Source organism: Wenyingzhuangia aestuarii, assembly GCF_011927765.1.
Lineage (GTDB): Bacteria > Bacteroidota > Bacteroidia > Flavobacteriales > Flavobacteriaceae > Wenyingzhuangia > Wenyingzhuangia aestuarii.
This window is the reverse complement of sequence record NZ_JAATJG010000001.1, coordinates 437,516-461,903: the sequence shown is the minus strand read 5'-3', so window position 1 is coordinate 461,903 and position 24,388 is coordinate 437,516. Positions and strand designations below refer to the sequence as shown.

General features: G+C 34.2%; 20 protein-coding genes and 2 tRNA genes. 15 read left to right on the top strand and 7 right to left on the bottom strand.

Annotated features, from left to right (window positions below):
• Nucleotides 1-9: 9 nt before the first annotated feature.
• Together GGR97_RS15360 and GGR97_RS01990 are read left to right on the top strand one after the other, a co-directional pair.
• On the top strand, nucleotides 10-147 hold the full coding sequence (locus GGR97_RS15360; protein WP_262887198.1) for a transposase: 138 nt from the start codon (nucleotides 10-12) through the stop codon (nucleotides 145-147).
• Between the two features lie 16 nt (nucleotides 148-163).
• The gene (locus GGR97_RS01990) at nucleotides 164-529 is read left to right on the top strand and encodes a transposase (RefSeq protein WP_245229431.1); all 366 of its coding nucleotides are present in this window, start codon (nucleotides 164-166) and stop codon (nucleotides 527-529) included.
• 170 nt (nucleotides 530-699) lie between these two features.
• Here the strand turns inward: GGR97_RS01990 and GGR97_RS01985 are convergent.
• The 4 genes from GGR97_RS01985 to proS form a co-directional block, all read right to left on the bottom strand.
• Nucleotides 700-771: transfer RNA gene (locus tag GGR97_RS01985), tRNA-Glu, on the bottom strand.
• Between the two features lie 12 nt (nucleotides 772-783).
• Nucleotides 784-1,035: a 30S ribosomal protein S20 gene (gene rpsT / locus GGR97_RS01980; protein WP_167896736.1), complete on the bottom strand. Its 252-nt coding sequence runs from the start codon at nucleotides 1,033-1,035 to the stop codon at nucleotides 784-786.
• Between the two features lie 36 nt (nucleotides 1,036-1,071).
• Nucleotides 1,072-1,143: transfer RNA gene (locus tag GGR97_RS01975), tRNA-Glu, on the bottom strand.
• 108 nt (nucleotides 1,144-1,251) lie between these two features.
• Complete coding sequence (proS, locus tag GGR97_RS01970) at nucleotides 1,252-2,730, bottom strand: proline--tRNA ligase (protein WP_167896735.1); 1,479 nt, start codon at nucleotides 2,728-2,730, stop codon at nucleotides 1,252-1,254.
• A gap of 113 nt (nucleotides 2,731-2,843) precedes the next feature.
• Between proS and GGR97_RS01965 the strand changes: the two genes are divergently transcribed.
• From GGR97_RS01965 to porT, 5 genes are all read left to right on the top strand, one after another.
• Nucleotides 2,844-3,707 carry a hypothetical protein gene (locus GGR97_RS01965; RefSeq protein ID WP_167896734.1) on the top strand — a complete coding sequence of 288 codons (864 nt, stop codon included), beginning with the start codon at nucleotides 2,844-2,846 and terminating at the stop codon, nucleotides 3,705-3,707.
• A gap of 12 nt (nucleotides 3,708-3,719) precedes the next feature.
• On the top strand, nucleotides 3,720-5,096 hold the full coding sequence (locus GGR97_RS01960; protein WP_167896733.1) for an OmpP1/FadL family transporter: 1,377 nt from the start codon (nucleotides 3,720-3,722) through the stop codon (nucleotides 5,094-5,096).
• 96 nt (nucleotides 5,097-5,192) lie between these two features.
• A complete protein-coding gene (locus GGR97_RS01955) occupies nucleotides 5,193-6,086 on the top strand; it encodes a NifU family protein (RefSeq protein WP_167896732.1) in 894 nt (297 codons plus the stop codon).
• A gap of 9 nt (nucleotides 6,087-6,095) precedes the next feature.
• The gene (gene ubiE, locus GGR97_RS01950) at nucleotides 6,096-6,827 is read left to right on the top strand and encodes a bifunctional demethylmenaquinone methyltransferase/2-methoxy-6-polyprenyl-1,4-benzoquinol methylase UbiE (RefSeq protein ID WP_167896731.1); all 732 of its coding nucleotides are present in this window, start codon (nucleotides 6,096-6,098) and stop codon (nucleotides 6,825-6,827) included.
• The gene (porT, locus tag GGR97_RS01945) at nucleotides 6,827-7,474 is read left to right on the top strand and encodes a type IX secretion/gliding motility protein PorT/SprT (RefSeq protein WP_167896730.1); all 648 of its coding nucleotides are present in this window, start codon (nucleotides 6,827-6,829) and stop codon (nucleotides 7,472-7,474) included. Before ubiE ends, porT begins: the two co-directional genes overlap by 1 nt.
• Here the strand turns inward: porT and GGR97_RS01940 are convergent.
• Entirely contained in the window at nucleotides 7,455-8,198 is a 744-nt protein-coding gene (locus GGR97_RS01940; protein ID WP_167896729.1) for a TrmH family RNA methyltransferase, read from the bottom strand. The genes porT and GGR97_RS01940 overlap by 20 nt on opposite strands.
• Before the next feature lie 98 nt (nucleotides 8,199-8,296).
• Between GGR97_RS01940 and tamL the strand changes: the two genes are divergently transcribed.
• The 3 genes from tamL to accD all read left to right on the top strand — a co-directional run bounded on the left by tamL (nucleotide 8,297) and on the right by accD (nucleotide 12,925).
• Nucleotides 8,297-10,786, top strand: a complete 2,490-nt coding sequence (tamL, locus tag GGR97_RS01935; RefSeq protein WP_167896728.1) for a translocation and assembly module lipoprotein TamL — start codon at nucleotides 8,297-8,299, stop codon at nucleotides 10,784-10,786.
• A gap of 98 nt (nucleotides 10,787-10,884) precedes the next feature.
• Nucleotides 10,885-11,952, top strand: coding sequence for a class II fructose-bisphosphate aldolase (gene fbaA, locus GGR97_RS01930; protein ID WP_167896727.1), 1,068 nt, complete (start codon nucleotides 10,885-10,887; stop codon nucleotides 11,950-11,952).
• A gap of 103 nt (nucleotides 11,953-12,055) precedes the next feature.
• Nucleotides 12,056-12,925: an acetyl-CoA carboxylase, carboxyltransferase subunit beta gene (gene accD, locus GGR97_RS01925; RefSeq protein WP_167896726.1), complete on the top strand. Its 870-nt coding sequence runs from the start codon at nucleotides 12,056-12,058 to the stop codon at nucleotides 12,923-12,925.
• Between the two features lie 125 nt (nucleotides 12,926-13,050).
• On the opposite strand, the gene GGR97_RS01920 is transcribed toward accD, so the two are convergent.
• Nucleotides 13,051-14,340: a citrate synthase gene (locus GGR97_RS01920; RefSeq protein ID WP_167896725.1), complete on the bottom strand. Its 1,290-nt coding sequence runs from the start codon at nucleotides 14,338-14,340 to the stop codon at nucleotides 13,051-13,053.
• Nucleotides 14,341-14,689: 349 nt separating this feature from the next.
• Here GGR97_RS01920 and ilvD point away from each other — a divergent pair, with 349 nt between their 5' ends.
• From ilvD to ilvA, 5 genes are all read left to right on the top strand, one after another.
• Nucleotides 14,690-16,369 carry a dihydroxy-acid dehydratase gene (ilvD, locus tag GGR97_RS01915; RefSeq protein ID WP_167896724.1) on the top strand — a complete coding sequence of 560 codons (1,680 nt, stop codon included), beginning with the start codon at nucleotides 14,690-14,692 and terminating at the stop codon, nucleotides 16,367-16,369.
• 86 nt (nucleotides 16,370-16,455) lie between these two features.
• Nucleotides 16,456-18,153, top strand: coding sequence for a biosynthetic-type acetolactate synthase large subunit (gene ilvB, locus GGR97_RS01910; protein WP_167896723.1), 1,698 nt, complete (start codon nucleotides 16,456-16,458; stop codon nucleotides 18,151-18,153).
• Between the two features lie 12 nt (nucleotides 18,154-18,165).
• Entirely contained in the window at nucleotides 18,166-18,690 is a 525-nt protein-coding gene (gene ilvN, locus GGR97_RS01905; protein WP_167896722.1) for an acetolactate synthase small subunit, read from the top strand.
• A gap of 118 nt (nucleotides 18,691-18,808) precedes the next feature.
• Complete coding sequence (ilvC, locus tag GGR97_RS01900; protein ID WP_167896721.1) at nucleotides 18,809-20,284, top strand: ketol-acid reductoisomerase; 1,476 nt, start codon at nucleotides 18,809-18,811, stop codon at nucleotides 20,282-20,284.
• Nucleotides 20,285-20,446: 162 nt separating this feature from the next.
• The gene (gene ilvA / locus GGR97_RS01895; RefSeq protein WP_167896720.1) at nucleotides 20,447-21,688 is read left to right on the top strand and encodes a threonine ammonia-lyase IlvA; all 1,242 of its coding nucleotides are present in this window, start codon (nucleotides 20,447-20,449) and stop codon (nucleotides 21,686-21,688) included.
• Between the two features lie 59 nt (nucleotides 21,689-21,747).
• Here ilvA and GGR97_RS01890 read toward each other — a convergent pair whose 3' ends face one another.
• Entirely contained in the window at nucleotides 21,748-24,315 is a 2,568-nt protein-coding gene (locus GGR97_RS01890) for a T9SS type A sorting domain-containing protein (protein WP_167896719.1), read from the bottom strand.
• Between the last annotated feature and the right edge of the window lie 73 nt (nucleotides 24,316-24,388).

Here is a 24,388-nt window from a genome sequence, read left to right as displayed (position 1 = left end):
CGATCCATATTGAATTACTTTAATAATAGAAGTACAAACGCTGCTGCTGAATCTTTCAATGCCAAAATCAAAGCTTTTAGAGCTCAGTTCAGAGGGGTTAAAAACGTTGAATTCTTCCTCTTTAGATTGACTAATATTTTTGCCTAAAACACAACTTTTAGGTATGATCCCACAAAATCAATACTTAAGAAGTAAAATTCTATTCCAACAATACCCAGATATCAAAAAAGCGTTTGACTTAGTGCAAAGTCTTAGAAATATATTTAACCAAGCTAAATCAATAAAAATTGCATACACAAGGTTAGCACAGTGGTACAATCAAGTAGAAAAATCAGGATTTAAGGCTTTTAATACAGTCGCAAACTCCATCTATAATAATTATCGATCCATATTGAATTACTTTAATAATAGAAGTACAAACGCTGCTGCTGAATCTTTCAATGCCAAAATCAAAGCTTTTAGAGCTCAGTTCAGAGGTGTTAAAAACGTTGAATTCTTCCTCTTTAGATTGACTAATATTTTTGCCTAAAACACAACTTTTAGGTATGATCCTTAAAAACGTTGAATTCTTCCTATTTAGACTCACCAATATTTTTGCCTAAAACACAACTTTTAGGTATGATCCAAGAAAACACAGTTTTATTCTTTCATATATATGCATGCGAAAAAATCCTTACTGAATAACAGTAAGGATTTTTGTAGTCCGTAGGGGAATCGAACCCCTGTTACATGGATGAAAACCATGCGTCCTAACCCCTAGACGAACGGACCATTATTTGTTTCTTATAAAGAAGCTACGTGCTTAGTTAACTTAGACTGAATGTTAGCTGCTTTATTCTTGTGAATAATGTTATTCTTAGCTAACTTCTGTAACATAGCAACAACTTTAGACAACTGCCCTTCAGCTTCAGTCTTATCTGTTGTACTACGTAAAGCTCTAACAGCGTTTCTAGTCGTCTTGTGCTGGTATTTGTTTCTTACCTGCTTAGCGCTGTTACTTCTTATTCTCTTTAATGCTGACTTATGATTTGCCATCGTATGTATGTGTTATCTTATTCTAAAAAAAAATTGTAGTCCGTAGGGGAATCGAACCCCTGTTACATGGATGAAAACCATGCGTCCTAACCCCTAGACGAACGGACCATTATAGCTTAAACTTTAAAGCTGTGCTTTTTGCTTTAGCGGTTGCAAATATACACACGTTTTATAATTCTACAAAGTTTTTTAAAAAAAATTTTAAAGTTTTTTTTCTTAGTAAGCTTTTGCAAACAAAACACGCTTGTTTGAAGGCTTCCCTGAAAACACACAAAGCCCTTGCTCCTCCTCAAAAGCTAGAGGAATACAACGAATTGTAGCCTTGGTTATTTCTTTAATTTTATCTTCTGTTTCTTCTGTCCCATCCCAATGAGCGGCAACAAAACCTCCTTTGTTCTCAATAGCCTCTTTAAACTCCTCAAAAGACTCCACATAAGTCGTATGCTCTTTTCGGTACTCTAATGCCTTATTCAACAAGTTCTCTTGAATTTCCTCTAACAAGCCTTCTATTACAGTTACAGCCTCTTCTTGCTGATAACTTTGTTTTACCAATGTATCTCTACGAGCTATTTCTAAAGTTCCATTTTCCAAATCTCTTGCTCCTATAGCAACTCTTACAGGAACACCCTTTAGTTCGTATTCAGCAAATTTCCATCCTGGCTTATAAGTATCTCTATCATCAAACTTTACAGAAATTCCTTTTGCCTTTAGTTCCGAAGAAATCTCGTTAACCTTAGCTCTAATTGCTTCTAATTGCTCTTCTGTTCTGTATATTGGAACAATTGCCACCTGGATTGGAGCCAATTTTGGAGGCAATACCAAACCATGATCATCTGAGTGAGTCATAATTAAACCACCTATCAAACGAGTTGATACTCCCCATGAAGTAGACCAAACATGTTCTTGCTTTCCTTCTTTAGATGTATATTTCACATCAAAAGCCTTGGCAAAGTTCTGTCCTAAAAAGTGAGAAGTTCCCGCTTGTAAAGCTTTACCATCCTGCATTAAAGCTTCAATAGTGTATGTATCGTCTGCACCTGCAAATCGTTCGCTTTCAGACTTTACTCCTTTTACCACAGGCATGGCCATAAAGTTCTCTGCAAAATCGGCATATACTTGTTGCATTTGTAAAGTCTCTTCTAAAGCTTCTTGTTTAGATGCATGAGCTGTATGCCCTTCTTGCCATAAAAACTCAGCCGTTCTTAAAAACAACCTTGTTCTCATTTCCCAACGAACTACATTGGCCCATTGATTTATCTTGATAGGCAAATCTCTATAAGACTGTACCCACCCTCTGTAGGTATTCCAAATAATGGCTTCACTGGTAGGACGAACCACTAATTCCTCTTCCAGTTTTGCGTTAGGATCTACAATTAATTTTCCTGGATTGTCTGGATCTGTTTTTAATCTATAATGTGTTACTACCGCACATTCTTTTGCAAATCCTTCTGCATTTTTTTCCTCTGCTTCAAACAAACTTTTAGGAACAAATAGCGGGAAATACGCATTTTCATGCCCCGTTTCTTTGAACATTCTGTCCAATTCATTCTGCATTTTTTCCCAAATAGCATAACCATATGGCTTAATCACCATACATCCTCTAACGGCTGAATTCTCAGCTAAATCGGCCTTTACAACCAATTCGTTATACCACTTTGAGTAATCTGTACTCCTACTCGTTAATTTTGACCCCATATCTATTTCTTTGGCACAAAAGTTGTAATTTTAATAATATCCTTAAACCTCTTAGGGTTTGGTTGGCAAAACTACTATTTTTTGCATTGTTCAACAATAAAATGACAAGTATTATGAAGAGCACTAACTTTCTACATATCAACATAACTCCTTATTTTTTGATAGGAATGTTGTGTCTTCTGTTTTCATCTTGTACTTTTTATCAGAACTACACTTATACTGATGGAATTTACGAAAGTCCTAAACACATTCCCAACACTGCTTTTAGCGATGAAATGAATCGTGTAAATGGACTTAATAGCATCACTTTAGAAGATACAGCACCTATTCCTCCATCTAGTATTAAGGATTCAAGAGCTTCTTATGTAAATGACAATGCTCAAAATATTCAAGTCTATGTAAACACCTATGACCCTTACTGGGGAAACTCATGGGGGTGGAACGATCCTTTTTGGGGAGGTAGAAATAGATGGAACTCATGGGGATGGAACAATTATTACGGATACAATGATTGGGCATGGGGATTTGGTTATCAGTATAATTCTTATTGGAACTCTCCATATTATAGTTCTTTTTACGGAAACCCTTATTATTACTACCGTCAGAACAACACCAATTATTACAGACAAAACCAAAGTAAAAGAAGCAATAGCAATACCTATCGTTCTTCTAACAACGATAGTCGTTATTACAATAACAGTAATCAAAACTCATCTTCTAGTTCTTCTAACTCTCGAAGCCGTTACTATAACAATAGTAGTAGCAACAGCAGTAGTCAGCCCACTAAAAGTTACAGAAGATCACCTTCTTACAACAATAGTTCTTCCATAAGAACACCGTCTACCAACAACTCAAGTAGCTCTTCTTCAAAAAGCAGTTACTACAACAATTCAAGTTCATCCTCTAGTTCTTCTAGTTCTCGAAGCAATGGATCGTCATCTTACCGATCTAACAGCAACAGCTCTAGAAGAAGATAAAACTTTAAAGACATGAAAAATATTATCTGCCTATTGGCTATTGCAACCTTTAGTTTAGGTGCTAGTGCCCAGACATTCAATTATACAGATTTAGGTGTTTTGTTCTCTTCAGAAAAAAAACTAGGAACAGCACGTTTTGTAGGACTAAATGGTTCTATGGGAGCTGTTGGAGGAGATTTAAGCGCTATACAAGTAAACCCTGCTGGAGCTGCCATATTTAATCATGGTGAATTTGCTTTTACAACAGGAATACACAACTACCGTAATAGTAACAACTATTACGGTAATCAAACCCAAAATGAATCTACCCGTTTTAACCTAGATCAAATTGGAGGTGTTTTTGTCTTTAACGACACTCACTCTTATAGTGGTTGGAGTAAAGTAGCCTTTGCCGTAAACTATCAATTAACCAATGATTTTCATACTCGAGATTTGTATGAAGGAAATAGTGGTTATGCTACTTTTTATATTCATCCAAATGATGATCCAACTAATGAATATACCAATGCACAAAGTCAACGTTTGCTTAACTCCATTGATGGTAAAACCTCTAAATTAAGCTTTAGTTTGGCAGGACAATACGATGACAATGTGTTTTTAGGAGCTGGATTGAACTTTCACAGCTTAAATTTTGCACAAACTACTGAACTGAATGAACTAAACGAAGATAACGACGGGAACGTTTTAGATGGATTGTCTATTCAAAACAACTCACAAAACGCAAGTGGTTTTTCCATCAACGCAGGAATTATTGTAAAACCTATACACGAACTTAGATTAGGACTGTCCGTTACCTCTCCTACTTGGTATTATAATGTATTAGAAGAATATGACGTTACTGAATTAATTGCTAGTATTCCCAACAAAGGAATTGATGCAGCTGACCCTTATATAGACAATTCTTATTTAGAATATAGCTTAAGAACCCCTAGCAAAGTAACTGCAAGTGCTGCTGTAGTTTTAGGAACCCTAGGTTTTATTAATATTGATTATACTTATAAAGGATACAACTCCTTAAACCTTGATGGGATTACAGAATTTAGAGATGACAATCAATATTTTACAGAAGCACTACAAAACACGAGCAATGTTAGTATTGGAGCAGAACTACGCTTAGGAAACTTACACCTAAGAGGAGGAGCAGGATATGAACAAAGTCCTTTTAAAGACAATTTGGATCCTAACTATATTGATATATTAAAACTGGGTGATAAATACTCAGGGTCTTTAGGAATGGGATATCGATTTGGGAATTCTAAAATAGATCTGGCTTACCAGAAAACCAGTCAAGACAGTAGCTACGATATTTATGATGGAAACATTGTAAATACGGCCACTATAGATAACAACAACAGTAGTTTTATTATGAGCTATACCTATATCTTTTAATCAGCGTATTTAGACTTATTATCTGTAACAGCTACTGATTAAATTACAAGGTCATTAAATATAAATACCCTACTTTTGTACAAATTTTTTTGAGAGATGAGTACACATAAAATAAACATAGAAGGAACTAACAATCCTTCCATCATTAAGTTTGTTAGCAACAATCAAATTACCCAAGGAGGTAGCTATCAATTCAACAATATTGATGAAGCTAAAGAATCTCCTATTTCTCAAGAGTTGTTTAAACTTCCTTTTGTAGGTAAAGTTTTTATTAGCGCTAACTTTATTGCTATTGAAAAATACGATATTGTTGAGTGGAGTGCTATTCAGAACGACATTAGAGAGTTGATTGAAATCTACTTAAACGAAGGAAATACCATTGTAACTGATAAAGCTGAAACTAGAAAGAAGGCTATTGAAGTCTATGCAGAAAGTACTCCTAACCCTATGGTGATGAAATTTGGTTGTAACAAAATGTTAACACCTGATGACAATGAATACAAATCGGCAGAAGAGACTAAAAACTCTCCACTTGCTCAGGTTTTATTTGAATTCCCATTTGTAGAAGAAGTTTATATTTCTGAGAACTACGTGTCTATTACTAAAAACGACATGGTAGAATGGTTAGAAGTTAATACTCAATTAAGAAACTTCTTAAAAGATTATATACAATCAGACAAGACTATTATTGATACCTCTATTGCCAAGGCTAAGGTAGAAATTGAAGCTACTCCTATAGAAAACCTAGAGGGTACTTCTTTAGAGATTGCCAATATTCTTGAAGAACATGTAAAACCTGCCGTAGCTAATGATGGAGGAAACATTGTTTTTCAACAATACGATGAAAACACCAAAGACGTTTATGTTATTTTACAAGGAGCTTGTAGTGGATGTCCATCTTCTACCATTACTTTAAAAAATGGAATTGAAACCATGCTTAAAGAAATGCTACCTAATAAAATAAACAATGTAATTGCAGCCAACGGTTAATCTTTATCTATGTCTAAAACCATCAAACCTTATAAAGACTCTAATGCTACTAAAAAAGATCAGGTAGCTAATATGTTTGACAATATTTCTGGAAATTATGACGGCTTAAACAGAGTCATTACTTTTGGAATTGATGTGAAATGGAGAGAAAAAGTAGTTAGCCTTGTAAAAGCAACAAACCCTAAAAAAATACTTGACATTGCTACCGGTACTGGTGATTTGGCCATTATGCAAAGCAAAGCCATTCCTACTGCCGAGGTAGTAGGTTTAGATATTTCTGCAGGAATGCTTGAGGTAGGTAAAGACAAAATTAAAAATTTAGGTTTAGAAGCCTCTATAGAATTGGTTTTGGGGGATTCTGAAAACATTCCTTACGAAGACCATTTTTTTGATGCTATTACCGTTTCTTATGGAGTCCGAAACTTTGAAAATTTAAACAAAGGACTGCAAGAAATTTACAGAGTTTTAAAACCTGGTGGAATTTTTATTGTTTTAGAAACTTCTGTACCTACTAAATTTCCTTTTAAACAAGGATACCAATTTCACAGCAAAGTTATTTTGCCTTTGGTAGGAAGATTGTTTTCTAAAGATAAAATTGCTTATTCTTATTTATCAGAATCAGCCAATTCTTTTCCTTATGGAGAAGCATTTAATACTATTTTAAAAGACAACGGATTTAACAATGTAGAAGATCTTCCTGTTACCTTTGGAGTTTCTACCATATACAAAGCCACTAAGTAATGCAACGTTTTATTGTCATTTTTCTTCTTATCACCAGCACATTTAGCTATGCGCAAAGGGAGAAAATTTCACAATTAGGAGATTTTGATCATACTCGTATTCGATACGGATATTATTTAGGCTTGCATTACAAAGGATACGCTTTAGAAGGAAGTAATGCCAGTATTAGTCCAGGAGCAGGATTTCAATTGGGTGTTTTGGCAGACTTACGTTTGAACGAATATATAAGTGTTATTGCAGAACCTGGGGTTTTTAGCACTACCAACAAGCTAACACTTGCGGGAGAAACTATTCAAATGCCTACTACACACTTTCACCTACCTATTTCTCTTAAATTTGTAACTAAGAGAATCAACAATACCAGTGCTTTTATCTCTACAGGAGTTTCTTACAACTACAATTTTACAGCAGAAAAAAACATAGGAGACGGTGGAGCAAAACCCAATGATTTTGTATTGACAAAACACAATTTTATGGGGGAACTCGCTTTGGGAACTAGTTTCTATTTTCCGTTTTTTAAATTCTCTCCCTCTATTAGAGGTATCTACGGATTTAACAACGAATACAAAGGATTGGGAAGCACTGCTAAAAGCAGTTTAAGCAGCCTAAAGTCTAGAGCTATTTTGCTTAGCCTAACTTTCCAGTAGCCCTTCTAAATTCGTTTAGAATAATTGCTGTGGCTGTTGCCACGTTTAAACTTTCAGTTTGTTGTATGTCACCATACCTAGGAATGGTAATTTTTTGTGACACTAAATTTTCTATTTCAGCACTTACTCCATTTGCCTCATTCCCCATAATTATAATTCCATTTTCTGGGAGCTTTGCGGTGTATACGCTTTCCCCTTCCATATCTGTTATGTAAAATGGTTGTTCTGAAGTGTTGATGTACTCGGCCAAATCAACATATTGCACAGCAACCCTAGTTAAAGAGCCCATGGTAGACTGTACTACTTTGGTATTGTAGCAATCTACTGTTGTTTTACTACAGATTAATTCTTTTACCCCAAACCAATCACACAATCGAATAATGGTTCCCAAGTTTCCTGGATCATTTATTTCATCCAACATTACTTTTAATCCAAAATCATCTACTCCTTTTTTAGTTGGAATTTGAAACAGTGCGAGCACTTTGTTTGGCGATTTTAATACACTTATTTTTTTCAACTCTAATTCAGAAATTGTCACAGGACCACAATTATGATACGTAGCAATAACATCCTCCGTGCAAAATAAACTATGCAATTCAAAATCCGATTTTAAAAACTCTCCTACAACTTTTATCCCCTCAGCCACAAAAAGACCTTCACGGGAACGATACTTTTTTTGTTGTAAACTCGTTATTAATTTGATTTGATTTTTAGAAATCGACATAAAGTAGTTATTTAAAAAGTCAAATTTACTACTAAAAATCAATTAGCGTTACTTAGTCATCTATTTAATGCTTATTTTTGAACAAAATTCGTTGTTTTTTGAAATCACACTTTCCCCACTTTATTACCCTCTTAGCCATCAGTATTATACTGAGTGCTTGTAATACGACTAAGTATGTTAAGGATCAGGAATATTTACTAGATAAAAACACCATTAAAATTGATGGTAAAACAACTTCTGATTTTGAAATTACTTCTTATTTAATTCAAAGACCCAACAATACGGTTTTAGGTATCCCTTTAGGATTACACATCTATAATATTGGAAATTTAGACTACGATTCTATTCACCAATTAAAAATGGAAACTTTTGTTAACAGGAATAATTTCTGGGATAGAACCTTGTCTAAAAAACAAACTTTAAAACTTTTAAATAAAAAAAAGAGCATCAATAACTGGTTCTTAAATAAAGGAGAAGCCCCTATTATTTTAAACTCTAGGAAAACATCACAAACAGAGCAAAACTTAAGAACTCATTTTTTTAACAATGGTTATTTTAACTCTACCGTTAAAACCACTGTTATTAACGATGTTAAAAAAGCCAATGTTATTTACAACATTACCAAAAACGAGCCTTTTTATATAGGACCTATTCATTATAAAATTAGCTCTCCATCGGTTGCCAAAACATTGGGAACTCATTTAGACAGGCTTCCGTTACAAACAGGACAACAATATCATTTAGAAAATTTTAAGAATACCGTTTCCAAAATCACCCGTACTTTAAGAAACAATGGCTATTATCATTTTAGCGAAGGATTGGTTAGCTTTAAAGAGATAGACACTTTAGCTCCCGACCATATTACTCCTATAGATATACATATAGAGAATAGACGAATTAAAAAAGGGAATGAAATTATTGAATTGCCTACAAAAATTCAGACGCTACAAAAAATTAGTGTTTATACAGACTATTCTTATCAGACGAGAAACACCCCTAACGATGTTAAAAAGACCTATAATCTGTTAGACTTTTATGCACATTCTAAATTAAAGTACAGAACCAAAACATTGGCCAATTCTATTTTTATAGCACCTAATCAAATCTATAATGACGAAAGTGTTGAACTTACCCGAAATCACTTAAGATCTTTAAACAATTTTAAGTCGATTAAAATAACTCATAAAGAATTAGCCAACAACAAATTGGCTACCACTATTGTGTTAACCCCACAAAAAAAATATGGAGTTGGATTGAATACTGAAATTATTCACTCTAACATTAAGCAACTAGGTTTGTCTGGAGGATTTAGTTTTATTAATAGAAACCTATTTAGAGGTGCTGAAATTTTTCAACTATCGCTACAAGGAAGTATTTTTGATACGGCTACCAAAGTTAGTGGAGAAGACTCTGCTAGTTTTAATGCTTATGAAGTTGGGGTAGATGCCTCTTTGGAATTTCCACGCTTTATTTTTCCATTTTTCTCCAATATTGTACCTCGTACCATGACTCCTAAAACCAAAGTTACCATTGGTACCAGTTTTCAAAAAAACATAGGATTGGATAAGCAAAAAGTAAGTGGTGTTATTAATTATTCATGGAAATCATCTAGTAAAAATACTCATAATATTGAGTTGTTAAATCTACAATTTATCAACAACTTAAACCCTGAATCTTATTTTGATATCTATAGTTCTGAGTTCCGAAAAATTTCAGAAATCAAACCGTTGATAGATGCCAACTTCAACTTAACAACTAGCAATGCTTTAAATTTTATTAATAGTGTTCCTAGCAGTTTTGCTAGCAGTAATCCTACGGAATACACCTCTTTAAAAAATATTGCCAAGAGAGAAGAAATTATTACCAGTAACAATATTATTCCCGCTACGTCTTATTCTTTTGAACACAACAGCAGAAGAGGCTTGTCTGACACTAGTTACAATTTTTTCAAAACCAAAATAAGTTCTTCTGGAAATGTAAATGGTCTTTTTTTTAAAGAGGAAGACCATCAGAAAACATTTCAAGGCATTGCCATTTCTGAATTTATTAAAATCGATATTGATTACCGTAAATTTTGGAGCAAATCCATCAACAACTCTTTAGCTTTTAGAGCCTTTGTAGGAGTTGCTATTCCTACTGGAAAAAACAAAGATATTCCGTTTATTACTAGTTATTTTGCAGGAGGATCTAACGACATTAGAGCTTGGAAAACTTACGAATTAGGACCTGGTAGTTCCAACACTGGATTAGAGTTTAATATTGGAAATCTAAAACTACTTTCTAGTTTAGAATATCGATTTAAGATTATTAACAGTATACACGGAGCTATTTTTGCGGATGCCGGTAATATTTGGAATCTACCCAGTTCAACAACAGCTTCTGACGAAGAAATCTTTGACGGCCTTAAATCCCTAGAAAACATTGCTTTAGGAACAGGATTTGGAGTTCGATACGATTTTAACTTTTTGGTACTAAGACTAGATCTTGCTTTTAAAACATTTGAACCCTATTTAACAGAAAACAAATGGTTGTCTAGTTACAGATTAAATGAATCTGTATTAAACATTGGGATCAATTATCCTTTCTAGTACGATATCGTTTTCGTATAAAGATGTACGCATCAAGCTCTTATTTCTCATAAAAATGACTATTTTTGCTATGATTAATACAATAAACTAATTATATAATGAGTTACAATATTAAACCAGGAGTTGCTACAGGAGATGCAGTTCAAGAGATTTTCAAATTAGCAAAAGAAAAACAATTTGCATTACCTGCTGTTAACGTAACAGGTAACAACACAATTAACACTGTGTTAGAAACTGCTAAAGAATTAAACTCACCAGTAATTATTCAATTTTCTAACGGAGGTGGTGTTTTTAACGCAGGAAAAGGATTAGACAATACAGACCAAAAAGCTGCTATTGCTGGATCTATTGCTGGAGCAAAACACGTACACGAATTAGCTGTTGCTTATGGAGTGCCTGTAATTTTACATACAGACCACGCTGCAAAAAAATTATTACCTTGGATTGATGGTTTATTAGATGCTTCTGAAAAGCACTTTGCTGAAACTGGAGCTCCATTGTTCTCTTCTCACATGATTGATTTATCTGAAGAGCCTATTGAAGAAAACATCGCTATTTGTAAAGAATACTTAAAGCGTATGGACAAAATGGGAATGACTTTAGAAATTGAGTTAGGTATTACAGGAGGAGAAGAAGATGGTGTTGACAACTCTAACGTTGACGAATCTAAATTATATACTCAACCAGAAGAAGTAAACTACTGTTACGAAGAATTATCTCAAGTATCGCCAAGATTTACTGTTGCTGCTGCTTTTGGTAATGTTCACGGTGTATACAAGCCAGGAAACGTAAAATTAACTCCGAAAATTTTAGATAACTCTCAAAAGTTTATTGAAGAGAAGCACGGATTAGGTCACAACCCTATTGATTTTGTATTCCACGGTGGTTCTGGTTCTTCAGTAGAAGAAATTAGAGAAGCTATTGGATATGGAGCTATCAAAATGAACATTGATACTGACTTACAATATGCTTTTATGGAAGGAATTAGAGATTACTTTGCTGCTAACGCAGATTACTTACAATCTCAAATTGGTAACCCAACAGGTGCAGATGCTCCTAACAAGAAGTACTACGACCCAAGAGTTTGGTTACGTAAAGGAGAAGAAACTTTAAAAGCACGTTTAAAACAAGCTTTTACAGACTTAAATAACGTAAACACTTTATAATCAACTAGATTATATCTTTTTTATAACACTTAATAGAGGAACTGTTTTTATACAGTTTCTCTATTTTTTTTAGTAAATTGCCCTACTATTAAAATGAATAATTATGACAGCTTGGTTTAAAAGAAGTGATAAAGGAATTCAAACCCCTACAGAAGCAAAGAAAGATGTACCTAAAGGTTTATGGTACAAAACTCCTAGTGGAAAAATTATTGACACTGATGAATTAAAAGTAAACTTATATGTAAGCCCAGAAGACGGTTACCATGTAAGAATAGGGAGTAATGAATATTTTGAAATATTATTTGATGATAATAAATATACAGAGATCAACGAAAATTTAAGCTCTGTTGATTCTTTAGGTTTTGAAGACACAAAACCTTACCCTGATAGAATCAAAGAAGCACAAGCAAAAACAAAACTTAAAGATGCTGTAAGAACTGCTGTAGGTAATTCTTATGGAAAACCTTTAGTTATTGCTGCTATGGATTTTGCTTTTATTGGAGGATCTATGGGATCTGTAGTTGGAGAAAAAATTGCCAGAGCCATTGATTACGCTAGAGAAAACAAAGTTCCTTTCTTAATGATTTCTAAGTCTGGAGGAGCTCGTATGCAAGAAGCTCCTTTATCTTTAATGCAATTGGTTAAAACATCTGCCAAGTTAACTCAGTTAGCAGAAGCTAAAATACCTTATATTTCTTTATGTACAGACCCTACAACAGGTGGTACTACTGCATCTTATGCTATGTTAGGAGATATTAATATTGCAGAACCTAATGCCTTAGTAGCCTTTGCAGGACCTCGTGTAGTTAGAGATACAACAGGACAAGATTTACCTGAAGGATTTCAACGTTCTGAGTTTTTATTAGAACACGGTTTCTTAGATGCTATTTACGAACGTAAAAACTTAAAGAAACAAATCAACCTATACCTAGATTTGATTTTAAACAATCCACTTAGATCAGAAGCATCTTAAAAGATTCTTTTCTTATATATCAAAAAGGTCATTTTAAAATTAAAATGACCTTTTTTTATGCCCATAAAAAAACCATCACTCTAATTAGAATGATGGTTTTTAATTTTATAACTAAGCTTCTAAAACTATTTTCTAGTATCAATACCAGAATAAGGTCTTAAAGTTTCTCCCACATACAATTGACGTGGACGACCAATAGGCTCTTTATTCTCTCTCATTTCTTTCCATTGAGCAATCCAACCTGGTAAACGTCCCATTGCAAACAATACCGTAAACATTTCAACAGGAATTCCTAAAGCACGGTAAATAATACCTGAATAGAAATCTACGTTTGGATATAAGTTTCTTGATTTGAAATACTCATCATTTAAGGCAGCTTCAGACAAACCTCTAGCTACATCTAAAACAGGATCTTCAATTCCTAAATCCGCCAACACCTCTTCTGCTGCTACTTTTATAATCTTAGCTCTAGGATCAAAGTTTTTATATACTCTGTGTCCGAATCCCATTAAACGGAAAGGATCATTTTTATCTTTTGCTTTGTCTAAGTACTTGTTAAAGTCTCCACCATCATTCTTAATAGCTTCTAACATTTCAATTACCGCTTGGTTAGCTCCACCATGTAAAGGTCCCCATAAAGCAGAAATACCTGCAGAGATAGAAGCAAACAATCCAGCATGAGAAGAACCTACAATTCTTACTGTAGAAGTAGAACAGTTTTGTTCGTGATCTGCATGTAAAATTAACAACTTATCTAAAGCATTAATTACTGTTTGATTGCACTTATATTCTTTGTTAGGTCTCTTAAACATCATTTTTGCAAAATTCTCTTCGTACCCTAACTCTACGTCTCCGTAATCTAAAGGCAATCCAGTCATTTTACGCATACACCAAGATACTAACACAGGAAATTTCCCCATTAACATCGTAATTGCATGATACATATCTTCTTTAGAAGAAATCTCAACAGATCTAGGATTAAATGCTGTTAAGGCACTTGTTAAAGATGACAACACTCCCATTGGGTGTGCATTTTTTGGAAATGCATCCAAAATTTTATGAATATCTTCATCTACTAAAGATTCATCTTTAATATCTTGTTCAAACTTATCCAACTCAGCTTGTGTTGGTAACTCACCAAAAATCAATAAATAAGAAACTTCCAAGAAAGATGCTTTTTCAGCTAACTCCTCAATAGCGTAACCTCTGTAACGCAAAATACCTTTTTCACCATCTAAGAACGTAATAGCACTTTTACAAGAACCTGTGTTTTTAAATCCAGGATCAATTGTAGTAACACCACCTGTTACCCCTCTTAACTGTTTGATATCAATTGCCAACTCGTTTTCCGAACCTTTCTCGATTGGAAACTCATACTTTTTCCCTTCTATTTCTAATATTGCTGTGTTTGACATATATAAATGTTATTTCCTTTTTTTTTGAATTTCACAAATCTACAAATAATTAAGTATTAATAAAAGAAATAAATACTTAATCTATTTACGTATATATACTTAGTTTAACAACAAAATACTTTTCTGTTAGAATCCACAATAATTCTTAATTCTGTTAAATCTTACTCTCAAAAGAGAAACAGCAAGTTAACATCATTAAATAAAAATCGTAAAACACTAAAAAACAATAACATACAACAAAAAACAAAGATTGAACAACGTAAGTTTTTTTGGTTCTTTTTTTAAAGCTAAATTACTATTCTAATTTTGTATGTTGTTAAGTAAATTTAGAACAAAAAGACCTTTCAGAATGGCATTAAATAAACATAGTAAAAGACTTACTCAAGATCCCTCTCAACCAGCATCACAAGCTATGCTATACGCAGTTGGATTAACAGATGAGGACATGAACAAACCACAAATTGGTATTGCAAGTACTGGTTACGATGGTAATCCATGTAACATGCACTTAAACAATTTGGCTCAAGAAATTAAGAAATATACAAATCTTAACGATCAAGTTGGATTAACTTTTAACACCATTGGTGTGAGTGATGGTATTTCTATGGGAACTTCTGGGATGAATTACTCATTAGCTTCTAGAGATATTATTGCTGATTCTATGGAAACCGTTGTAAATGCTCAAAGCTATGATGGTTTGGTAGGAGTTGTAGGATGTGATAAAAACATGCCTGGAGCTATTATTGCTATGTTGCGTTTGAACCGTCCCTCTATTATGGTATACGGTGGAACTATTGCTTCTGGTAAATACAAAGGTCGTAAGTTAAACATTGTATCAGCTTTTGAGGCTTTAGGTCAGAAAGTAGCTGGTGAAATTGACGAAAAAGAATATAGAGAAATTATTAAGGCTGCCATTCCAGGAGCTGGAGCTTGTGGAGGTATGTATACTGCTAACACCATGGCATCTTCTATAGAATGTATGGGATTGGCATTGCCTTTTAACTCTTCTATTCCTGCTGAGAATCCAAATAAATTATCAGAAGCTGAGCGTACTGCACAGGCTATGAAAAACTTATTAGAATTGGATTTAAAGCCTAAAGATATTGTTACTAAGAAATCGATAGAAAACGCGATTGCTATTGTAAATGCATTAGGAGGATCTACCAATGCCGTTTTACATTATTTAGCGATTGCTTACGCTGCAGATATTGAATTTACTTTGGAAGATTTCCAAAGAGTTTCAGACAGAACTCCCTTAATTGCCGATTTAAAACCTTCTGGTAAATACTTAATGGAAGATGTTCACGGAATTGGAGGAACTCCTGCTATTATGAAATATTTGTTAGAGCAAGGATTTTTACACGGAGACTGTATGACAGTTACGGGTAAGACCTTAGCAGAAAACTTAGCAGATGTTAAAGTGATGGAATTTGAAGATCAAGATGTGATTTTCCCTAAAGACAAAGCTTTAAAATCTTCTGGTAACCTACAAATTTTATATGGTAACCTTGCTGAAAAAGGAGCCGTTGCCAAAATTTCTGGAAATGAAGGATTGAAATTTGAAGGAAAGGCTGTTGTTTACGATGGTGAACAAGCAGCTAACACTGGAATTTCTAATGGAGAAGTAAATAGAGGAGACGTCGTCGTTATTCGTTATGTTGGACCTAAAGGTGGACCTGGTATGCCAGAGATGCTAAAACCAACATCACTAATTATGGGAGCAGGTTTAGGAAAATCTGTTGCTTTAATTACTGACGGACGTTTTTCTGGTGGAACTCACGGGTTTGTTGTAGGTCACATAACGCCCGAAGCACAAGACGGTGGGTTGATTGGATTGGTAGAAACGGGAGATACCATTGCCATTAGCGCTGTAGATAATTCAATTACACTACAAGTTTCTGAAGAAGAAATTGCAGAACGTAAAGCGAAATGGATTCAACCTCCATTAAAACACAATAAAGGAATTTTATTTAAATACGCTAGATCAGTAGCTTCTGCTTCTGAAGGGTGTGTTACAGATAAATATTAACATTAGTACAGAGTACTAAGTACTGAGTACAAAGTTTTAGACTTGTACTTTATACTTTGTACTCTGTATTCTCTACTATACGAAGTATGAAAAAAACAGAAAGAATCATAGGAGCCGAAGCCGTTGTAAGAAGTCTACTTGCAGAAGGTGTTGACATTGCATACGGATATCCAGGTGGGGCTATTATGCCTATTTATGACGAGTTATTTAAATACCAAGACCAATTACATCACGTTTTAACTAGACATGAGCAAGGTGCTACGCATGCTGCCCAAGGTTACGCTAGAACTTCTGGTAAAGTTGGAGTTGCGTTAGCTACTTCAGGACCTGGAGCTACTAACTTAATTACAGGTATTGCCGATGCACAAATAGACTCTACTCCTATGGTATGTATTACCGGACAAGTAGCTTCTCATTTGTTAGGAACTGATGCTTTTCAGGAAACAGACGTGATTAGTATCTCATCTCCAATTACTAAATGGAACGTTCAGGTAACCAAAGCAGAAGATATTCCTGGAGCTATTGCCAAGGCATTTTACATTGCTAAATCTGGAAGACCAGGACCTGTTTTGATAGACATTACTAAAGATGCACAATTAGCAGAATTAGATTATGCCTATGAAAAATGTACACATGTAAGAAGTTACAAACCTGTACCAGAAACCAATATAGAAAAAGTAAAAGAAGCTGCTACGTTAATTAACGCTGCTAAAAAACCCATGATTATTTTTGGTCAAGGAGTTATTTTAGGAGCAGCGGAACAAGAATTTAAAGCTTTTGTAGAAAAAACTGGAATTCCATCGGCATGGACAATTTTAGGATTGTCTGCATTGCCAACCAATCATGCTTTAAATGTAGGTATGGTAGGTATGCACGGTAACTACGGACCTAACAAGTTAACCAACGAATGTGATTTGTTAATTGCTATAGGGATGCGTTTTGATGATCGTGTAACTGGTGATTTGAGCAAATATGCAAAACAAGCTAAGGTGATTCATTTTGATATTGATCCTTCTGAAATTGATAAAAACGTTAAAACAGATGTTGCCGTTTTAGGAGACTCTAAAGACACGTTGGCTAAAATTTTAGAATTTGTTCAGCCAAAAGAACACACTTCTTGGTTACATGAATTTAGAGCTTTTGACAACATAGAATTTGAAAAAGTAATTGACGGTCAGTTGAACCCTACTAAAGAAGGTTTAACGATGGGAGAAGTTTTACAAGGAATTAACAAAGCAACCGACAATGATGCTGTTATTGTTTCTGATGTAGGACAACACCAAATGATGGCTGTTCGTTATGCAAACTTTACCCACACTAGAAGTAATGTTACTTCTGGAGGATTGGGAACTATGGGATTTGCTTTACCAGCTTCTATTGGAGCAAAAATGGGAGCCCCAGAAAGAGATGTGGTTGCTATTATTGGAGACGGTGGTTACCAAATGACTTGTCAGGAATTAGGAACTATTTTACAAACAGGAACTGCAGTTAAAATTGTTGTTTTAAATAATGAATTCCTAGGAATGGTACGTCAATGGCAACAATTGTTTTTTGACAAACGTTACGCTTCTACAGAAATGATTAACCCTGACTTTGTAAAGTTAGCAGAAGCTTATAGTATTCCTGCCAAAAAGGTTGTAAAACGTGAAGATCTTCAAGGAGCTATTGACGAAATGATTGCTTGTAAAACTTCTTACTTCTTAGAAGTAATGGTAGAAAAAGAAGACAATGTATTCCCAATGGTACCTACAGGTGCTAGTGTATCTGATGTAAGATTAAGCTAATAAAAAGAAGACATGGAAAAAAAATTATATACCATATCGGTTTATTCTGAAAACAACTTAGGGTTGTTAAACAGAATCTCAACCATTTTTGTGAAAAGACATATCAACATAGAAAGTTTAACTGTTTCTGCTTCAGAAATTGAAAACGTTTCAAGGTTTGTTGTTGTTGTGAATATGACAGAAGAAGCCGTAAAGAAAATTATTGGTCAGTTAGAAAAGCAAGTAGAAGTTATTCAGGCTTACTATCATACTGATGATGAAATTATATTTACAGAAACTGCCATGTTTAAATTCAAATCTGATTTGTTGTTTGAGAATCCACAGATTCAAAACATCATTAAAGAGCACAGCATGAATATTGTTACGGTAAACAGAACTTTCTTTATTGTAGAAAAGGCAGGAAGAAGACACGAAATAGATGCTATTTACGATGCCTTTGCTCCTTTTGGAATTGCTCAATTTGTTCGTTCAGGTAGAGTAGCCATTTCAAAAGAGGCCATGAATATTCGTAAAATTTTAGGTGAGATAGTTCAATAGAAATCACTAAATTTGGCAACGCATAAAAATTAATTTTGAGCTTGACGGTATTTTTATACCATTAAGCTCATTTTTAGCGATATAACAAGTAAACAATTAGAATCAAAATAAAAGCAAAATGGCAAATTATTTTAACACACTTTCTTTAAGAGAGCAATTAGAGCAATTAGGACAGTGTGAATTTATGGACAGAAGCGAATTCAACGATGGAGTTGAAGCTTTAAAAGGTAAAAAAATCGTAATCATCGGATGTGGTGCTCAAGGGTTAAACCAAGGGTTAAACATGCGTGACTCTGGATTAGATGTATCTTATACTTTAAGAGCAGCAGCTATCCAAGAAAAAAGACAATCTTTTTTAAACGCTACTGAAAATAACTTTGCTGTAGGAACTTACGAAGAAATGATTCCTACTGCTGATTTATTAATCAACTTAACTCCAGATAAGCAACACACAGCTGTTGTAAATGCAGTTATGCCATTAATGAAAAAAGACTCTTGTTTATCTTACTCTCACGGTTTTAACATCGTAGAAGAAGGAATGCAAGTTCGTAAAGATATTACAGTAATCATGGTGGCACCTAAGTCTCCAGGATCTGAAGTACGTGAAGAATTCAAAAGAGGATTTGGAGTACCTACTTTAATTGCTGTACACCCTGAGAATGACCCTCAAGGAAAAGGATGGGATTATGCTAAAGCATATGCTGTTGGAACAGGAGGACACACTGCAGGTGTATTAAAGTCTTCTTTTGTTGCCGAAGTTAAGTCTGACTTAATGGGAGAGCAAACTATCTTATGTGGATTGTTACAAACTGGATCTATCTTATGTTTTGACAAAATGGTAGCTGAAGGAATTGATGCAGGATACGCTTCTAAATTAATCCAATACGGATGGGAAACTATTACTGAAGGATTAAAGTACGGAGGTATTACTAACATGATGGACCGTTTGTCTAATCCAGCTAAAATTGAAGCTTTCAAAGTATCTGAAGAATTAAAAGATATTATGAGACCTTTATTCCAAAAGCACATGGATGATATCATTTCTGGACACTTCTCTAAGACAATGATGGAAGACTGGGCTAATGATGATATTAACTTATTAACTTGGAGAGCTGCTACAGGAGAAACTAATTTTGAAAAAACTCCAGCAGGAGATTTTGAAATTTCTGAGCAAGAATACTACGACAATGGTACTCTAATGGTAGCTATGGTTAAAGCTGGTGTTGAATTGGCTTTTGAAGCAATGGTAGAGTCTGGAATTATTGACGAATCTGCATACTACGAATCTTTACACGAAACTCCATTAATTGCAAACACGATTGCAAGAATGAAGTTAGCTGAAATGAACAGAGTTATTTCTGATACTGCTGAGTACGGATGTTACTTATTTGACCACGCTTGTAAGCCTTTAATTGCTGAGTACGTTAAAAACGCACCTAGTAACTTAATTGGTAGACCATTTGGAGCTGCAAACAACGGTGTTGATAACGCTGAATTAATTGCTGTAAACAGAGAAATTCGTGAGCACGATGTTGAAATCATTGGTGAAGAATTACGTGAAGCAATGACTGCAATGAAAAAAATCGTTTCTTAATAACGAATTTTAATACATTACAAAAGCCGTTGCAAATGCAACGGCTTTTTTTATTTTTATACCGTGACTTGTTTTCAGAATTCAACTCAGAACCACTGCTTCCTTAAAACAAGTTCAGCGTGTCCCATTATTACACCCAATAGAATTTAAAATTCCTAAATTATGATAAGCCTAGAATCTATCTTAAAAGCACAAATGAATATCAAAGGAATTGTGCAAACGACTCCTTTATCTTATATGGACAATTATTCCCAATTGTTTGATGCTAACATTTACTTTAAAAGAGAAGACTTACAGCAAGTACGATCTTATAAAATTAGAGGTGCTTATAATCGAATTAAAAACTTATCAAAAGAAGCATTAAACAAGGGTGTGGTATGTGCCAGTGCAGGGAATCATGCGCAAGGAGTTGCTTTTGCTTGTCATCATTTAAAAGTAAACGGAGTTATTTTTATGCCCGTAACTACTCCCAAGCAAAAAGTATCGCAAGTTAAGATGTTTGGAGGTGACTATACAAGCATTCAATTGATTGGTGATACCTTTGATGAAAGCTCTAAGGCTGCTGAGGCTTATCAAGAGCAACACAATGCCACCTATGTACATCCTTTTAACGATTGGGACGTTATGGCCGGACAAGGAACTGTAGGCTTAGAAATATTAGATAGCATGAATACTCCTATTGACTATCTATTTCTTCCTGTTGGTGGTGGTGGTTTGGCATCTGGAATTATTACAGTATTTAAAAATCTAAGTCCCCATACTAAAATTATAGGTTTGGAACCTAAAGGAGCTCCTTCTTTAACAAGATCTTTAGAAGCAGGAGAAAATATCAAAATTTACAACATCGATAAGTTTGTAGATGGTGCAGCCGTTCAAAAAATGGGAGACCATACCTTTCCTATTTGTAAAGAATACTTAAGTGATGTAACCTTAATAGACGAAGGACATATTTGCAAAACTATTTTAAAACTATACAATGAAAATGCTATTGTTGCAGAACCTGCAGGAGCGTTGGCTGTTTCTGCCTTGGATCATTACAAAGAAGCTATTAAAGGTAAAACGGTTGTTTGCATTTTAAGTGGTGGAAATAATGACATTACTAGAATGGAAGAAATGAAAGAAAGAGCTATGTTATACGATGGACTTAAGCATTATTTTATTGTTCGTTTTCCACAACGTGCTGGAGCTTTAAAAGAGTTTGTTGGAAATGTACTTTCTGACACTGATGATATTGTTCATTTTGAATATACGAAAAAGAATAGCCGTAGCACAGCTTCTGCTGTAGTGGGTATTGAACTAAGCAAGCCTGAAGATTTTTCTCCACTGCTTGAGCGTATGAAAGCCAAAGGTTTTTTTGGGGAATATTTAAACGAAAAACCTGAATTATTTCAACATATCATTTAATCAAAAAAAGCCCTTGTTTATATCTATAACAAAGGCTTTTTTATTGAATTAAAATTTATTTATGCTTTTATGTATTTTATGTACTGAATTTTGTTCCCCATTTTTAACTTTAACAAATACATTCCCTTTGCTAATTTTGCATGTTGATTGTATTCAAATGTTTTAACATTGTTAAATTCACTTTGACTTATTAAGCCTCCATCCATATTGTACATCTCAACAGTTAATTGAGTTTGAAACTCATTCAACTCAACAGTAATTGGTCCGTGAGAAGGGTTTGGATATATTGTGGCTATTTTATCTTTTTTTAATTCTTCTTTGTTCGCTAAATCACTTCCTTTTTCATCTAATAATTCAATCAAATAAACATCGTAGGGTTTTAAAACTAATTGAGAAGGTAACTTTAATCCGTTTAATAAATTCTTAGCAACAGTTCCGTTCTTAGCTTGTTTTAGTTGCACATTTAAAGTAGTCTCCGTTTTTCCTAAGTTTACAATAGACAACACATAATTTCCTTGTTCATTTTTTACACATCTCCAAGTACATCCTTTGTATCCCTCAGCATTCGTTTCTGTAACCGTAACCTTTGGTAAATGATTTTTTGTCTCTAAAATTTGTAAAGCTTCTATTTTAGCTTGCGCTACTGTATTGGCTAAAATTAACTTTCCTTTGGTTTGTTTTAATCCCTCTAAAGGCAATCCATATTCATTCTTTTTTAAGCTTATTGCATCCGTAATTACGGTTCCTCCATTATCTATATAATCTTGTAAGGTATTTAACTCCCCTAGCGCTACCTGTTCTGTTTTGTGAACAACAATCACATCCCATAAACTTGAGTCTTGTTTTGAGATAATGTTTTTAGTAGCAAAACCTAAAGGAATTCCTTCAAAATTTAACCCCTCGTACATTTCGAACACTCCTTCCATATAGCTTCTTTTATTAGCTGCTGCAGCTTTAGAATAAAAAACTCTTATAGGTTTACGCTCTCTTTGCATTTTCATAATTAACTCACTATGCGTATTTAAATCCATCATCGTTGCATGCAATGCATTTGTAACACGAGGTTGCTGGTTGTTAGAACCCGCATAAGCACCTGTGATTCCAGATTTAAGAGAACCATCTTCTTTTCTTGGCCAATACCAAGTTTGAGAAGCATTTAACCCTAAGGTATGCGCAGCCCAATAGACAGCTCTAGGATATTTTGGATCCATATATAAGTCTCTTGCATTGTTGGTACTTAATAAGTGACTTTCTGAATTAAAAATTAATTGGTTGGGCTGTACCGATTTTAAAAAGTCATAACCCATATATAATTCTTTCCAACCAAAGGCATATTTTTCATCTTTAACAATCTCTCCTTTTACCATGTAGTTGTAATTTGCAGCCACATCATTTCCATTGATCTCACTCAACTCTGTTAAAGCCTCTAAATCTATTCCTGTAGCCGGATCATTTTCTGTAAAGAACGAAGGCATTATTTTTAACTGAGCTTTGGCAGTAGGATCGTATTTTCTTAATTCTGATTTCATCCAGGTAAACCAATCGGTCACTCTATCTTCATTAAATGTTACCCAATCGTACCATTTTGGAGTCCCCATTAAAGAAATATCAATTGGAATTTCTATGGCTACTTCCTCAAAATTAGAAAAATTGGAATGCCATAAAGCATTTAACTGAGCTATGTTCTGGTGTTTGTTTTGTAACCAACCTTTAAACTTATCTAAGGTATAAGTACTTACACCACTTGTATACCATACTTTTTTTGTACCCTCTTTATAGGTTATCCATCTAGGCTCATTACACAACATATAACCTAAATCTGTATAATGCTTCCCTTTCATTTTAGTTACCGTTCCTTTTAACAAATGCGACATCATCACTTTTGCCCCAGGATGGTCAATGTCATAATCTAAAAAAGGAGCTCCTTGAAACTTGGTAAAATCCGCTCCATAACTATCTATAGCCCATTGGGGCACATTCTTATTATTGATGAATACAAAACCAGGAGTCCCACTCGCTTTGGTATTTAAATTATTTATTACATTTTGATTTATTTTTCCAGAAGCATTGGTCACATAGTATGGAGATATGTAAAAACCGTTTAACTCTCCATAAAATTCGGTTAACTCAGGCGTGTCAGGTTTCCAAGTATAATCGGCCAAGAAAACAGGCTTGTTATTATCCATTGTAATTTCATCCTGCCCCACCGTCACTTTTGACCAATCTACTTTGGGAATAGGAGCTCTAAAAACCTCTTCTTTTTTGATTTTTTTGATGTATGCTATAGACTCATCTAACATTTTTAAAATGTCATTTCTCTCAAAATCTGGTAATTCTTGAGCCATTTGAGTCGCTACGTTTTTGTACAACCAATATTTTTCGAAGTGACTTTTATTTTCTTCGATGTTATTTTCGTCCCAATTTGCAAATTTTAAGAAAACTTCTGCAGTACGAACTGCCAACTTTTCTTTTAAAGCATCTTTCCCTAAAGACTCAACCTCAGCGATGAATCCATTTAAACTATCTATTTTAATTCTAGCTTTTTGCTCTAATGTTTGCGAAAAACTAGTATAGCTTAACATCAATACAAAGACCAATAAGTATTTACCTAACTGCTTATTTATCATCTATTCAATTTTACGATTTCTTACATGTAGTTGTGTAAGTTAATCACAAGTAAAATATTTATTAAACACTATA

What these genes read in the sequence shown, in the direction of transcription:
- GGR97_RS01990 (WP_245229431.1), top strand. Translation starts at nt 164, where the DNA reads ATGATCCCACAAAATCAATACTTAAGAAGTAAAATTCTATTCCAACAA.
- rpsT (WP_167896736.1), bottom strand. Translation starts at nt 1,035, where the DNA reads ATGGCAAATCATAAGTCAGCATTAAAGAGAATAAGAAGTAACAGCGCT.
- proS (WP_167896735.1), bottom strand. Translation starts at nt 2,730, where the DNA reads ATGGGGTCAAAATTAACGAGTAGGAGTACAGATTACTCAAAGTGGTAT.
- GGR97_RS01965 (WP_167896734.1), top strand. Translation starts at nt 2,844, where the DNA reads ATGAAGAGCACTAACTTTCTACATATCAACATAACTCCTTATTTTTTG.
- GGR97_RS01960 (WP_167896733.1), top strand. Translation starts at nt 3,720, where the DNA reads ATGAAAAATATTATCTGCCTATTGGCTATTGCAACCTTTAGTTTAGGT.
- GGR97_RS01955 (WP_167896732.1), top strand. Translation starts at nt 5,193, where the DNA reads ATGAGTACACATAAAATAAACATAGAAGGAACTAACAATCCTTCCATC.
- ubiE (WP_167896731.1), top strand. Translation starts at nt 6,096, where the DNA reads ATGTCTAAAACCATCAAACCTTATAAAGACTCTAATGCTACTAAAAAA.
- porT (WP_167896730.1), top strand. Translation starts at nt 6,827, where the DNA reads ATGCAACGTTTTATTGTCATTTTTCTTCTTATCACCAGCACATTTAGC.
- GGR97_RS01940 (WP_167896729.1), bottom strand. Translation starts at nt 8,198, where the DNA reads ATGTCGATTTCTAAAAATCAAATCAAATTAATAACGAGTTTACAACAA.
- fbaA (WP_167896727.1), top strand. Translation starts at nt 10,885, where the DNA reads ATGAGTTACAATATTAAACCAGGAGTTGCTACAGGAGATGCAGTTCAA.
- accD (WP_167896726.1), top strand. Translation starts at nt 12,056, where the DNA reads ATGACAGCTTGGTTTAAAAGAAGTGATAAAGGAATTCAAACCCCTACA.
- GGR97_RS01920 (WP_167896725.1), bottom strand. Translation starts at nt 14,340, where the DNA reads ATGTCAAACACAGCAATATTAGAAATAGAAGGGAAAAAGTATGAGTTT.
- ilvD (WP_167896724.1), top strand. Translation starts at nt 14,690, where the DNA reads ATGGCATTAAATAAACATAGTAAAAGACTTACTCAAGATCCCTCTCAA.
- ilvB (WP_167896723.1), top strand. Translation starts at nt 16,456, where the DNA reads ATGAAAAAAACAGAAAGAATCATAGGAGCCGAAGCCGTTGTAAGAAGT.
- ilvN (WP_167896722.1), top strand. Translation starts at nt 18,166, where the DNA reads ATGGAAAAAAAATTATATACCATATCGGTTTATTCTGAAAACAACTTA.
- ilvC (WP_167896721.1), top strand. Translation starts at nt 18,809, where the DNA reads ATGGCAAATTATTTTAACACACTTTCTTTAAGAGAGCAATTAGAGCAA.
- ilvA (WP_167896720.1), top strand. Translation starts at nt 20,447, where the DNA reads ATGATAAGCCTAGAATCTATCTTAAAAGCACAAATGAATATCAAAGGA.
- GGR97_RS01890 (WP_167896719.1), bottom strand. Translation starts at nt 24,315, where the DNA reads ATGATAAATAAGCAGTTAGGTAAATACTTATTGGTCTTTGTATTGATG.